Raw genomic sequence first — 12282 nt, 5'->3', positions numbered from 1 at the left:
CGTCCATCTATCCAATTTTATCTGGCGGGGTAAAGTTTTGGGTTTTCTAGAGCAATTCTAAGGAGTCCGAACGGAGCTCTCCCCTTCCCTGTCCCGTCTCACATACTTGGACCGGCTAATCTCATATAACTGGACCGCCTGATTTTTGGAGGTCTATACTTCAGTTTTTTCGATGTCAATATCTGGCAAAATTATTCGTCCTTTCATGCGGTAACTTGGACCCTCAAAGACCACGATTTTAGCCTGCTCAAACATCCGATCGATCGCCGCATTGGCGGTTGGCCCAAGACTCTGTAGGTCGAGTAACCTGAGTCATGTGGCGTTAGCTTGCTAACATAGATTCCTGTTCCTTTGCAAATTCAATTGGAGATTTCATTCCTAGTGCTGAATGTGGATTGATGTTGTTGTACCTCCAGTGCCAGGTGTCGATTTTCTCTCGAGCATCTTCGAGAGAAAAAGACGTGCTCGTTGAGGCACTCGTCACGAACTCTCGAATTGAAAGATTCGACAATTTGGTTGGTTTTTCTTACCTTTGTAAACTCCAGCTGAATGCCATGACGATAGGCCCAGTCAAGCATCGCCCTCGACGTAAATTCCGTACCCTGATCGACCCGGATGATCTGAGGGTATTTTTCCCGGCTAAGTGGTCGAGATATTCGGTGACGTCAATTCCTCGAATGGATTGATCAACCAGAACTCCGGGGGAGAGTTTTGCGAATTCATCGACAATGGTGAGAATTTTAAGGCGCCTTCCTGACTCGATAAAGTCGAACATGAAGTCAATAGCCCATATTTGATTGGGTCCCATTGCTTGAGTGGCCGGCAGTCTGGGACAGGATCCAAGCTTTTTTCTCTTCCTGCGTCCAATCTGAAGCTTTAGTTTTTGATAAATCCGACGCGATCGTTTGTGGTTGAGATCAGATATTTCCCTCTTGAGAAGAACAAATAGCCGCGGGTGACCGAACCTTCTATGCTCTGTCGCTAGCTCCGACAATCGCGACGCCAGAGGCTGGTCTCCATTCTCTTTTGGATTATAATACAAGGTGGTGATGGGAAGGCCCAGCAGACAGCTGGTTCGAGCCTTGGAGACCTCGTATTTTTCAACAAGGTATGAGGCCTCCGTTCTCTTGTCGCTGGACCTCACCACTTTTTTGAGTTCACATCCTTCAACATGACGATGTCGAGAGCCTGGTCCGCCACGATCCTTTTTAGGCGCGTATTCTCCATCTCCAGGTCTTTCAGCCGTCTGGCGTCGGTCACGTCCATACCACCAAAACGCTTCTTCCAATGGTAGAGAGTCTGAATCGTCACGCCCATCTCGCGCGACACCCTCTTTTGCTGGCGATCCCGTCTCCAGTTTTTTTACTGCAGAAATTATTTGTTCCTCGCTAAATCTCTTCTTCATTTGGTGCTCCTTTACCGGACTCTGCCGGGGTTATTACGCACCATGACTCAAGATGCAAGGCCTACAGTTTTAAGGGCCAACCGCCCATTGGCCAGGATCGGATCACTAAAGACTTGTGGCCATTCTTCGACATCTCGGTTGCTGGTCAAGATCATCGCCGAGTTGTATTTGCGTCGATCAAAGAGATCAAATATCTCTTCACTCACATCCCGTGGCATCGTCACTACGCCCCAGTCGTCAAGGATCCAAAGTTTGGACGTCAAAATTTGTTTGAACAATTTATCCAAAGTGTTCCGCTCCCGGGCCATCCGGATCTTGGCACTGAGTCTTTTTACGCTCGAACAAAACACACTGTGGCCCAGTACTGCGGCTTTCATGCCTAATGCAATTGCGCAGTGGGTTTTGCCAGTTCCTGGACTTCCAAGCAACAATGCAATTTCATTGTCCTCTACGAACTTGCAACTCGAAAGCTCTTCGATCTTCTCGCGATTGATCCTCTTGTTAAAACTCCAATTGAACTGCTCCAATGTTCTCCTCTCTGGGAATGTCGCCTTTTTAATCCTACGTTCAATCGCGTTTTCCTTGCGCGTATTCAGCTCATGCTCAAACAATGTCGTCAGCCAGGAAAAATCGGACTTGATTTTTCTGGCTGCCAAAACCGACTCTAAATTCTCAGCTGCCGACGGTAGCCTTAGCATCGTCAGTTGCTGACGGATTGTTTCTATGCTCACTCCACGCTCCCTCTTGGTTTTGGCCACATCATTTCACGACCCGTAAGTGAGCCCTATACTCACTCATCGGCCTTGTGAACTTGCCGCCCGTTGTATTAAAATTTTCAGTCTCCATTTTGACTTTTGGTATCATCGTCAAAAACGAGTGGACCGTGCAAAACTGATCGAACTGATTTCAATTGCAGACGCACAGGCCTTGTCGATCAAGGCATTCTGGTATTTCTTGTTCAACGTCAGGATTCCCCAGACCACCCGAGTGTCTACAAAACCTTCCCCCCTCGATAAAATGATCTGGATCATTCGAGCGACATTGCCGCCGATAGCCTCTGCCTGCTTGATGTAATGGGCGTGATTCTGCAAATTCGTTTCGTTCGAGGATTTGTAGTGATCCTTGCACGCCTGGCGCTGGAACTTGTCTTTGATTACATCATAGACTTCCAGTAGCCTCCCAGCGCAGTAAATCGAAAGCTTTTCTGCGTTACCAATCAAAGTCACACTCTGGCCCGACAACCTCAAGTCAACTCGATAGTATTTATTCAAAACCTCACATATCCATCACGGCGAACAAATCCATTCAAAATGGTCTCGATCTCATAAGGAACCTGGGGCAAGTCACGCAATGTCTTTTGTTCCTGATTCTCAAAAACCTCCACAGGCTTCTCGCCATGAGTGCCGTGCTTGCGACAGTTGGCAATCTTCATTTTCAAATCAATATGGCTTTGGGCTTTCTCGATTGAAAATTCCTTCAAATCAAAGGACTCAAAAAGCCGCCGAACCAATTGCACCGTACGTTCAACCTTGCCCTTCTTCTGTGGATCCGCCGGAGGGAGGGCCTCTATCGTAAAACCGGTATGCGATGCAAATCTCTCGTAACCGGCATTCAAAATCGGCTCGTGCTCCGAGGCACGATTCACGAATACCTTTGGATTGTCAGAGGTGATTTTCCTTGGAACCCCACCAACCTCAAAGAGCATTGATTGGATCGCTTTCACCGTTGTCACAAAATCGCACTTGTCCATCACTCGAACCATCGTGTACCGACTGTGACCCAAAATCCCGATAAAGGCCCATATGGTACGTTTGCGACCGTCCTGATCTATCACATCGAGAGCCTTCGCCCAGTCCACCTGCAAGCATTCCCCGGGGGAGTGAATGATTTCAGGTGATGAGCCCCGAAGCAGACGGTCGGACTGAAAATGCTGCCTCTCAAGATAGCGGTAAAAACTTGCACGTGGAATCGACACCGGAATCTCTTCGAAGATTGTCTGTGGTGACCAACCTAGATGGAGTCGCTCCAAGATCCAATTCTTGTGCGGATCGAGCAGAGCGTCGGCTTCTGCTGGTTTCGACTTGCGGAGATCTATGATCGGAAAAAGGGCCTCCGGATAATTCGGCAATTTCCTTCCACCGTGATTCTCCCTAAAATCGAGTTCTTTTTTCGCTTCATGCTTCCTCCCTTTTAGGGGTCATTCTTGCATGAAGTTCAGGTGGATGTTTCTATGCCTAATTTTTAAGCATTTGACCGGTCCAAGTATGTGAGATTTTGACCCCACATAACCGGTCCACTTGTGTGAGATTTGTCTGCGTCATACCGGTCCCGTTACGTGAGACGGGACACCTTCCCAAAGAAATGGGATCTGAGGTCATTTGAATCTAGCTTCGATTTCAAAGAGCTACGGGCTGCTGCCGTAGATCATTTTGGCGCTCGGGCCGAAGCACTCGATGATAATTCGCTGAGAGGCATCGAGCCCTTTAAACTCTTCATAGACGCGCCCAAAGATATTTACTCGCACCTTGATGACATTTCTCATCGTTTGAAAGACCCATTTTAAAGTTGGCCTTTGAGTCCTCTTTCCATTTTGACTTGGCAAACTGAGCTGCTTGGCCTTCAAGGCTTGTCTCAGCTTCAATTGCCCCAGGTTATTTACAAATAACGATAGAGCCATGATCGCCATTAAGGACTCGATTCGATCGACACGTTTTAGGAAAACTTCGTTGAGCCTAAAGCTTGAATCCTTGATAAATTTAAAGCAACCTTCAATGTTCTGGTTTCGCCCACAGTAGACTTCAATAATTCTCTCAGGAGTTAATTTTGGATCCAAGAAATTGGTTCCTATGATAAATTTACCCTTCTTATTCTCGAATCGCTTAATCAGCTTTTCATGCCTTGAAAACCCGATGATGACCTTATATCCGGACTGATTCGGGCGCTTTTTACCTCGACGTTTTTTGTAATGGCCAATGATTGTCTTTCTCAGCTGAAACAGAGGATGCTGCTTAACGATTCTTTTGAACTCACTATTCAAGGTCTCGCGGCTTTGAAAAACCGTATTCATAAGGCTTTTGGTTTTTCTCTCAAGGAGTCGCTCTTCCTTGTCCAAATTTCGTTGGAGTGTGCTCAACTCCTTATACCTGGCCTCTCGATTATTAACTATAATCCATCTCTGACGTTTCCCGCCGTAGGACACCGATTCCTCTCGGTATTTGTAGTCTTGGTTGATCTTAATCCAAGGGGTCTTTTTGTGATCAGATTCAACTAGTTGTTTTGCCCTCTTGATCGACTCAGGTACTCGAGCCATCCAGCTGCCAGTGATGTCTCTGTTAAGTAGGAACTTCTTTGAGTAAAGTGCTGAATCAGATACCACGCAAACTTCGTCAGCAAATCCGCACGTCTTAAAATATTCATTAACCGACTGGACTGACTGCTGAAATATCTCACGATCATTTGCATTGCCCGAATAGGTTTTTGACCAGAATGGAATCCCTTGATCGGTAGTTATTAATAACTGAACTAATTGAGTGAGGTCTTTTCGGCCTTTTGAATGTCCGTACCTAACCTCAATCCCAGAATCCTTACTGTATTTCCTCCCGAAAAATGAGTGGCTTGTCGAATCCATGTGGACGAATTTTGAGACCAATTCATTTTTCAATAGAGTAGAAAATGCTAAATCTGAAAAGAATTTCGAGGGTCCATAGGCATGGATCGCATCAAGAGACCTGCCCAGCACATCATCATTTAGCATGTCTAGATCGACTCCTCGCCCTAGGAGCGTCTCAATTGGCTTTGCTGCAAAAAACCGTTTGGCTGAGTAAAGGCGTCGGTCAGAAAATCCAAGCCCTTGGTAGATCATGCACTGAATTGCTTGGGAGTGATTGATTTTTTGGTTGTTACTTAGCTTTGGCAACAGCTTATCGATTTTGTCAGTCAGTCCATAGTCTTTAAATAGTGCTGCCACTAGACCCAGATGATCAAACTCCTCGACTTCAGTAATGGGCTTATCACTCATGATGATCTCCGATGATTCATTTTGGGACTGCTTTTCATCGGAAGTTCGACTAAACTTTTGAAGGGATTTATTAGAAATCTGAAAATGGTCTTCGGGTGGAAGTTCAACTGCGAAATGTCACTACAGGGGCGATTTATTGCGTCTGAAAATAAATAGCGACGTATAGACGTGCCGTCGATACGGCACGTCTATAGCGTATCCATTCGCTGACAGTTAAGATCGCTTCCAAATGGCGTCGTCCAACGACCTCACCAGTCATTTATCAAGCTCAGAAAAGAATTGATCGAGTTTGGCTTACAGAACATCAAAGATCTGTGTGATCGTCTTGAGTGGATTGACCAAGAAAGGTTTCCTTTATGATCTCCGCCTCATTAATATGTTTATCGAGGCAATCAATCGACAGGCGATCACTTCTGAATAAAACTAAAACTGGTCTGCCAATTCCATTCTCATTAAATCAGCCTGCCTTCAGTCGATTCATGAGTATTCACTTTATCTGAACAACTTCAGCCGATGATTTTTCTCTGATCCACTCAGCCGGCATACCAACCATCTTCTTAGGGTCGCTGGGTTCGACAACTTTGACCCTTATGATAACTTCTCCTTTAACGTTCTCATAAACTTCAAGAATCATGGGCCACTGATATTGACTAAATAACTTGTCTTTCCGATCGGTCCACAGTTTAATGTTGGACTCAAATTCCGCTCTCATTTGCACAGGCACATTTTTGGCTTGATCTTGAAGTATCTTGGGAGGTCGGCCTGGTTTTCTACTGGAGTTTTTATCGGTGTTAATCGCGTTCCAAACTGTTTCAGGCACCATGAGTAGTCGCTGCAATTCTGCCGCCGGAACATCCTTTGGTATTTCGTTATAAAGTGGCGCAGCGTAGTGTAGAAATATCTCAGATGCTTTCAATGTGGTCCTCCTTCAAAAAGTTTCTCTTGCGAAACTTTCGAGTCTCAACATGAGATCTACTTGGCATAAACAAGAGCCATAAATCCGCCCATTGCAAATCGCTTCATATCAAATGGCATTTTAACTCCCTCCATATTCATTCGAGGGTCTTTATGAACTTTAGCGTTCACAGTAGTTCTGTGTTTTTTTGACTTAAAGACAACGAAGGCGAAAATAATGGTTTCATCTCTTTTAAGTTTGCACATCTTTGGAAATGTCAGTCCCCACTTTACTTTTAAGTCGTCCCCAATGCATTCGTAGTAATCAAGGGCTCCGTGCTCCATCCAAAGCTTGCATCCCATGGTGGCCATTTTCATATATGCTTTCACGTTCTTTTTTTTGATTGGTATTACGTAGCCATCTACATATTGACTCATTTTATTTGCCTCCCATTGCTTCAACAAGTTGATCGAAAGCCTTTCCCCATCCTTCTTGAAAACCCATAGCCTCATGTTTCTTGCGACTCTCCTCATCAGCGTGCGCAACGATGGCTTTGTATGAGGTGCCTTTGTCGGTTTTATTGAAAAGAATTGTCCCGACAAAATGAAATCCCATTGGATTTGCGGGAGCTGGACGAAATCCTTTTGTCATCATTCCGGTCCAAACCAGCTTTTTATTTTCAACGACTTCAAGGTAACAACCTTGATTGTTCATTTTCTCACCGCCAGGCCCTTCCATCAAAGTGAAGAACTCGCCACCTGCACGAAGCTCAATTCGGCAATCCGTGACTTTCCAAGGCTTTGGGCAAAACCATTTCATTAAAGTTTCTGGGTGAATCCAACCCTTCCAGAGTTTCTCAATTGGAATTGTAGTTGTTCGCTCAAATACCAAATCCAATTTTGGATTTATTTCCATTGTCATTTTGCAGCCTCCACCAACCCCTTGAAATTCATCAGTCCCTTTTCAAAGTGCTTTCCCATCATTGAATCCATGAATAAACCAAAGTAACGATAAAAATACGGTAGGTCTTGATCAAACGTCCAAACCATTTCAGTTTTAGAATCAGATTTTGGATTCGTGATCCAATGAACCATTCCTTCACCATTTATGGGCTTATAAAACTCCATCTTTATTGCAATCTTCTTCTCTAGTTCGATATTTGAAATAGTCATCTTGCCCTCGCCAGTCTTATCACCTTTCCAAACCAGGTATGAGTGTACACCGTTGCCAGTTACATTTGCTTGATTGGTAGGGTCTCCCTCCGGGAATGGGTTCCACTTTACATATTCATTTAAGTCGGTCAGTCTCGTAAATACTGTGCTGATGGAAGCATTGATCTCGATAGTCCGAGATATCGAAAAATGAGACGGTAAAAATACCGGTACAATTAACAAAACTAAAAACAACGCTCCAACAATTTTTATAACCTTCTTCATAGGAAATTCTACCGTCCTTTTTACTTTGCTAGCTTTCGAATTTGCAAGGCTTCTTTAATACCCCTTTTTGATGGATGTCTCAACATGCGTATTCGGAATTTTAATTTGAGCTGACGGCAATCGTCATCGACCAAAGTCCTGAAACACACTGTTGAGTCTTCACGTCCACGACCTTCTTCCAATGAAGCTGAAGTTTTATAGATTCCATCTCGAAGCCACCCCCCTTTTTCTCGACCATGGATGATGGCAAAAATTCCTAGATCAAGATAGGGAAAAACTTATTTGACGAGGCACTAGCATCGTTTTTCCTATGACCAGTTTTTAATCAACGAACAAATAGAACGCTGCGAGCAAATACAGATCTCTCTTTTACGATCGGTGAGGTAGTCTCTCACCTGTGGCCACATCTGATGACGACAATTTTATATCCTTCACGAACCTCGGGAGAACTCGTACTTTTGATGTTTAAGACCGGTATTCTAGAAAAGGAGATGTCAGACCCCTACCGGGGACGGAAAACCGTTTGGAAAGAAATTGGAGCCATCACTGGATGAAATCGAATTAAAATACCGAATACGCATGTGTAGAGATATTTTAAAATGTTGTGGACAGAGAGACCATGAAGCATGGTGAACAAGGCTTAAAAAAAATTTCTGGCCAAAAATAAATCCCGACTGATCTGGTCAGGATTTTTAAATCAACGCCGACTAAGATGCACAAGCCATTCTAACGATCTTTGCAATCGTCTTCAGACTTGGATTGCCTTTATCCGACAGAGCTTCATACATCGTGCGCTCGGATAAACCGTGAGCCTTGGCCTCTCTGGTCTTTACCTTGGCTTCCAGGTGAGCCATTAAGATCTCTTTGAAGGAGTCGATGTCCTCATCCTTCAAAGCAGAGAACAGGGCTTGACCTAGTTTCCGCTCATCTAAAAGTTCATCGGTCGGATGCCAGGCATGAGCCTTAACGCTGGATTTGAGCGTCACAAACTCAGGCTTATCAACCGAGGAGGCTTTTCGCTTTTTTGATGTCTGCTTTTTGGCCATGTTTCGTTCCTCCAAGTAGAACTACAATTCGTTTCCGGTCCAGGTAGGCGAAATAAACCCTCAGACCAATTTTCCATTTCAATTCAAAAACACCGTCGCCTACGGAATTCACCACGCCGAAATGACCGGCGACCTCGATCCGACTGAATCGCGCCCTGACAAGACCTTTGATCTTATCAGTCTGATCAATGAACCACTCATTAAACTCTGATGTCTTTTCTAGGATGAACTCCACGCCAGATCAGTATGCAATATACCGCATGATAAAGCAAGTGAATTTTTTGCGGTATATTGCAGGCCAATGCTCATGGAATTCCGTAGGCGATATCCTAAATTTGGCACACTACCTATCGTGCCAAGGATTCGCCGTCCAGTGTGATATGTATGGACCGGTTGTGTGGGATCAAAATCTCACATATTTGGTTTGGACCGAACCACTGTTAGCCGCCAATTAAAAAGGGCCACCGGCACAAATTAAATTTGGCCCCGCCTCGGCGGGGAAAAGTGGCCAAATTTAATTTGCGCCGAACAAAAAAAGTGGCCAAAATTGATTGTCGCCTAACAACCACTAAATGTGGGTGAACTTCACTCACATTATCGGGAGGTTATTCCCTTGGGGTTCGGGCCATAGGCATTCTCTGTCGTATCCCCAGGAAGACAAAAGAGGACAATAGTGTAGAATGGAATCAGCAAGTACCAACCACTACGATTAGTGTCGTGCATTCTTCGCACAGAAACCGCAAAACTAGGAATTAATGATACCATTAGATAAATGGTGGCAATTTTCGTAGAGAGCCCTAGAAATACACAAACCATTGCGATTGCTATACAAAAAATAGGATTCAAAATAGAAAACATCCAGAATTCCATACGACTGGAACGGCCGGCGAAGTTCGCATAGTCGGAAAATGCTTTAAGATACCAATGCATATTTATCCCCTTTGTTTCACTAACGAATTGTTTCCGATTTTATGAAAGCAATTTTAGATCTCACTTTTTCTCTCACTTCGATTCGACGATCCTTATCGACTTCCAAGGCCCCAAATAAGCTCGCCCCCAAACCTGGGACGGTCTATATAACGCTTTGCATTATCTTTGTCAATTGTTTTCATTTATGTAAGAAAACTGCAATAATCATACATGATCAGGCGCAGAATCCGAGGCTCTGAATACCCTCCCCGCCCGTTACGATTGTTACAATTTGACGAGAGAAACTCTCACTCTCGGGTTAAGAGGGAGATTTAACTATTTGATTTTTCTTGAGTTTACAGCCTTTTCTAAATGCCTCCTCGGCACTCGAATTTGAGAGCCCATTCAGTCATACTGCGGAATGTGCCACATTCAAGGTGCGACCTCGCAATGAAAGCGCTGGGAAAGCTAAAAGTCTTCATGCTCAATATTGGGGTCACCATCTGGCGAACGGATCACGAAAAATTATCAAAGAGTCAGTAGAGTCTGCCCGCTGACTAGCTTGTACAGTCAGATCCTCTCGAAGCGCCAAAGACTATTAATGACTCAAAATAAGGCAATATTTAGTTGTTTTTTGTTGTTTTTAGTTGCTTTTTAAGGTTTTATTGAGTATTGTCGATCAAAGGAGAGTAAGTGGCGGCTGAGGTGTGGCTAACGGAGTTTTACTACAAAGAGTTCCATGAGCGGAAAGGCAACTTGTTCTCCGATGCTGAAGCGGTTGAGGTTTATCGGAAAACCCAGGAGCTTCAACAAAAGTGGCCAGCGATCTTGAAAACACCAACGCCTTGGCTAGGAAATAAGCATGGGCTTTTCTACACCAAGCACAACTGGCCCACTTGTCGTCTGCGAATTTGTTTTGGGGCTGTAAAAATTGGCGGCACGAACAAAATCGTGGCGTTGACTTGCAGGACAAAACAGGAGCTTTCAAAAGGAAGCTCGAATGGAACAACGGAGTGGTATCGCCACATAGCGAAAGTGGGCTTGGATCAATGGGACTCTTACCAACGTGGGCTGTTAAGGTCTTGGAAGATTTATTAGAGAGGAGAGAGACATGGGCACACTTGCGATTCACGCAAATCAAATTCAATCTTTGGCTGGAACCATCAAACTGGTACTGGAGCATTTCGATCAAGTATTGAAAGGCGAGCAAGCTCAAAAGGTCCAAGCGGCTGCGGATCTTGTTTTCAGCGATAAACTTCTTTTTGAGAAATTTGAAATGTGGACCCATGAGCGTGATGATGAAACATTCCTTTTTCACATTAATCGCTTCTTTGAAAAAAAAGGCCAACAACCTTTGCTCGCTTCTGAGCAAGACTTGACCGACCAGCGTGAACAGATTGAAAGTTCAATCAAAGAAGATGTGCGCAATCGAACGAAACGAATTTTCGGTCAACGGATAACGAGACTGGCAGCTGAACGCAGCCTTTTGACTAATGACCAATTAGGAGAGTTTCTTGGCGTATCTGGCGAACAGGCGAGGAAATTCAGATCTGGAGAGAATAAGCCGCAGCTTGCGACACTCAAGAGCATCGCTGACCGCTTTAAAGTATCTGTCGAGTACCTCACTGGCATAAGTGATCAGACATGAGGAAATTCTGGAGAAGATGTGGATAATGAAGTTCAAACAGGCTTTTTGGGCTCACTTGTTGGTTGGGTTTTGACTTTTGTAGCGACCTACTTGCAGGCGCCAGTTTCCAAATGGACCTTTTCAGCCGATTAGTGGCTCTCTGTTCATGCCGCCGCGAAATTCATCTCGCCTCGCCAGACTTGAGTCCTGCGCCGAGAGCGAAATTTCTTCTGAAATCCTGAACTCAATTGATGAACCAAGACGATGTTTGAAATTTGAAATAAAAATCTCAGGACAACGAGGGAGAAAGTGTTGCTAATTTGAGCTCCATCAGGCCGAAAGCTTTGATTCATCTCCTGGGACTGAAGCTCTAAAAGGCGTCTTCTGAGATCATTATTTTCGGTTGTGAGTTTTCTGGCCGCTGAGAGCCAAGCTTTTTTAATGAATACCTCAATCGCCAAGTCGTTTTTAGCCATCGCGGCCTTGATGTTAGCCGCCAATTAAAAAGGGCCACCGGCACAAATTAAATTTGGCCACTTTTCCCCGCCGAGGCGGGGCCAAAGGAGGCCTTTATGGATGGCTGGCAATCGGCTACAGATCCCGATCGATTTACTCACGAAGTGATTGCGGTGATTTTCCGTAATCATCCCAAGCTGTTGGAATTTTATTTCGAAGATAGGCGTCCGCGAATTCGTTTTCAAGCGATGGAAATGCGCAGGCATGCGGCGTGTTTTTCGAGCGGCGAGAAGCAATGGATTCGCGTTGCTTTGGATGTCTGGAGCGGCTCGGGCAATGCCAAGGTTTGGGAGCTTCTGGAGGCATTGGACTCTGGCAATCTTGGTAACGTGCTGGAGGCATTGGGAAAATTGCGAGGTCGGTCGCGCGCCAATTAAAATTCCCCACCTTGGCGTTGGAGCCGAGGCTGCATTATCACTCCTCGTGTCCC

General features: G+C 44.9%; 18 protein-coding genes. 4 read left to right on the top strand and 14 right to left on the bottom strand.

Features of this window, described 5'->3' with window-relative positions; all coding sequences use genetic code 11:
* Window positions 1–359 precede the first annotated feature (359 nt).
* The 10 genes from IPL83_08060 to IPL83_08015 form a co-directional block, all read right to left on the bottom strand.
* Complete coding sequence (locus tag IPL83_08060; protein MBK9039100.1) at window positions 360–656, bottom strand: transposase family protein; 297 nt, start codon at window positions 654–656, stop codon at window positions 360–362.
* 484 nt (window positions 657–1140) lie between these two features.
* Window positions 1141–1317 (bottom strand): transposase, encoded by a 177-nt coding sequence (locus IPL83_08055; GenBank protein MBK9039099.1) that lies wholly within the window; start codon window positions 1315–1317, stop codon window positions 1141–1143.
* Between the two features lie 135 nt (window positions 1318–1452).
* On the bottom strand, window positions 1453–2136 hold the full coding sequence (locus tag IPL83_08050) for an ATP-binding protein (protein ID MBK9039098.1): 684 nt from the start codon (window positions 2134–2136) through the stop codon (window positions 1453–1455).
* Between the two features lie 135 nt (window positions 2137–2271).
* A complete protein-coding gene (locus IPL83_08045) occupies window positions 2272–2676 on the bottom strand; it encodes a hypothetical protein (GenBank protein ID MBK9039097.1) in 405 nt (134 codons plus the stop codon).
* Entirely contained in the window at window positions 2673–3533 is an 861-nt protein-coding gene (locus IPL83_08040; GenBank protein ID MBK9039096.1) for an IS21 family transposase, read from the bottom strand. Before IPL83_08040 ends, IPL83_08045 begins: the two co-directional genes overlap by 4 nt.
* Window positions 3534–3809: 276 nt before the next feature.
* On the bottom strand, window positions 3810–5423 hold the full coding sequence (locus IPL83_08035) for an IS1634 family transposase (GenBank protein ID MBK9039095.1): 1614 nt from the start codon (window positions 5421–5423) through the stop codon (window positions 3810–3812).
* A 487-nt stretch (window positions 5424–5910) separates the two neighbouring features.
* On the bottom strand, window positions 5911–6339 hold the full coding sequence (locus IPL83_08030) for a hypothetical protein (protein MBK9039094.1): 429 nt from the start codon (window positions 6337–6339) through the stop codon (window positions 5911–5913).
* Between the two features lie 56 nt (window positions 6340–6395).
* The gene (locus IPL83_08025) at window positions 6396–6755 is read right to left on the bottom strand and encodes a DUF1428 domain-containing protein (GenBank protein ID MBK9039093.1); all 360 of its coding nucleotides are present in this window, start codon (window positions 6753–6755) and stop codon (window positions 6396–6398) included.
* A gap of 1 nt (window position 6756) precedes the next feature.
* Window positions 6757–7239, bottom strand: coding sequence for an SRPBCC family protein (locus tag IPL83_08020; GenBank protein MBK9039092.1), 483 nt, complete (start codon window positions 7237–7239; stop codon window positions 6757–6759).
* Entirely contained in the window at window positions 7236–7754 is a 519-nt protein-coding gene (locus tag IPL83_08015) for an SRPBCC family protein (protein MBK9039091.1), read from the bottom strand. The genes IPL83_08020 and IPL83_08015 overlap by 4 nt, the downstream gene beginning before the upstream one ends.
* 410 nt (window positions 7755–8164) lie before the next feature.
* Between IPL83_08015 and IPL83_08010 the strand changes: the two genes are divergently transcribed.
* Window positions 8165–8308: a hypothetical protein gene (locus IPL83_08010; protein MBK9039090.1), complete on the top strand. Its 144-nt coding sequence runs from the start codon at window positions 8165–8167 to the stop codon at window positions 8306–8308.
* Between the two features lie 153 nt (window positions 8309–8461).
* Here the strand turns inward: IPL83_08010 and IPL83_08005 are convergent, their stop codons facing one another.
* The 3 genes from IPL83_08005 to IPL83_07995 all read right to left on the bottom strand — a co-directional run bounded on the left by IPL83_08005 (window position 8462) and on the right by IPL83_07995 (window position 9730).
* The gene (locus tag IPL83_08005) at window positions 8462–8800 is read right to left on the bottom strand and encodes a hypothetical protein (protein ID MBK9039089.1); all 339 of its coding nucleotides are present in this window, start codon (window positions 8798–8800) and stop codon (window positions 8462–8464) included.
* Window positions 8754–9035 carry a type II toxin-antitoxin system RelE/ParE family toxin gene (locus IPL83_08000; GenBank protein ID MBK9039088.1) on the bottom strand — a complete coding sequence of 94 codons (282 nt, stop codon included), beginning with the start codon at window positions 9033–9035 and terminating at the stop codon, window positions 8754–8756. Before IPL83_08000 ends, IPL83_08005 begins: the two co-directional genes overlap by 47 nt.
* Window positions 9036–9394: 359 nt before the next feature.
* Window positions 9395–9730 carry a DUF805 domain-containing protein gene (locus IPL83_07995; GenBank protein MBK9039087.1) on the bottom strand — a complete coding sequence of 112 codons (336 nt, stop codon included), beginning with the start codon at window positions 9728–9730 and terminating at the stop codon, window positions 9395–9397.
* Between the two features lie 672 nt (window positions 9731–10402).
* Here IPL83_07995 and IPL83_07990 point away from each other — a divergent pair.
* Both IPL83_07990 and IPL83_07985 read left to right on the top strand, forming a co-directional pair.
* The gene (locus IPL83_07990) at window positions 10403–10807 is read left to right on the top strand and encodes a hypothetical protein (protein MBK9039086.1); all 405 of its coding nucleotides are present in this window, start codon (window positions 10403–10405) and stop codon (window positions 10805–10807) included.
* 52 nt (window positions 10808–10859) lie between these two features.
* Entirely contained in the window at window positions 10860–11357 is a 498-nt protein-coding gene (locus tag IPL83_07985; protein MBK9039085.1) for a helix-turn-helix transcriptional regulator, read from the top strand.
* A gap of 143 nt (window positions 11358–11500) precedes the next feature.
* Here IPL83_07985 and IPL83_07980 read toward each other — a convergent pair whose 3' ends face one another.
* The gene (locus IPL83_07980; protein ID MBK9039084.1) at window positions 11501–11836 is read right to left on the bottom strand and encodes a hypothetical protein; all 336 of its coding nucleotides are present in this window, start codon (window positions 11834–11836) and stop codon (window positions 11501–11503) included.
* Between the two features lie 72 nt (window positions 11837–11908).
* On the opposite strand from IPL83_07980, the gene IPL83_07975 reads away from it, so the two are divergent.
* On the top strand, window positions 11909–12229 hold the full coding sequence (locus IPL83_07975) for a hypothetical protein (protein MBK9039083.1): 321 nt from the start codon (window positions 11909–11911) through the stop codon (window positions 12227–12229).
* Window positions 12230–12282 lie beyond the last annotated feature (53 nt).

It is taken from the genome of Bdellovibrionales bacterium, from assembly GCA_016716765.1.
GTDB lineage: Bacteria > Bdellovibrionota > Bdellovibrionia > Bdellovibrionales > UBA1609 > JADJVA01.
The sequence above is the reverse complement of the archived record's forward strand: the minus strand, read 5'-3'. Positions and strand labels throughout refer to the sequence as shown.

Coding starts and splice junctions, on each gene's coding strand:
- IPL83_08055 (MBK9039099.1), bottom strand. CDS start 1,317: ATGGGCGTGACGATTCAGACTCTCTACCATTGGAAGAAGCGTTTTGGT.
- IPL83_08035 (MBK9039095.1), bottom strand. CDS start 5,423: ATGAGTGATAAGCCCATTACTGAAGTCGAGGAGTTTGATCATCTGGGT.
- IPL83_08025 (MBK9039093.1), bottom strand. CDS start 6,755: ATGAGTCAATATGTAGATGGCTACGTAATACCAATCAAAAAAAAGAAC.
- IPL83_08020 (MBK9039092.1), bottom strand. CDS start 7,239: ATGACAATGGAAATAAATCCAAAATTGGATTTGGTATTTGAGCGAACA.
- IPL83_08015 (MBK9039091.1), bottom strand. CDS start 7,754: ATGAAGAAGGTTATAAAAATTGTTGGAGCGTTGTTTTTAGTTTTGTTA.
- IPL83_08010 (MBK9039090.1), top strand. CDS start 8,165: ATGACGACAATTTTATATCCTTCACGAACCTCGGGAGAACTCGTACTT.
- IPL83_08005 (MBK9039089.1), bottom strand. CDS start 8,800: ATGGCCAAAAAGCAGACATCAAAAAAGCGAAAAGCCTCCTCGGTTGAT.
- IPL83_07995 (MBK9039087.1), bottom strand. CDS start 9,730: ATGCATTGGTATCTTAAAGCATTTTCCGACTATGCGAACTTCGCCGGC.
- IPL83_07975 (MBK9039083.1), top strand. CDS start 11,909: ATGGATGGCTGGCAATCGGCTACAGATCCCGATCGATTTACTCACGAA.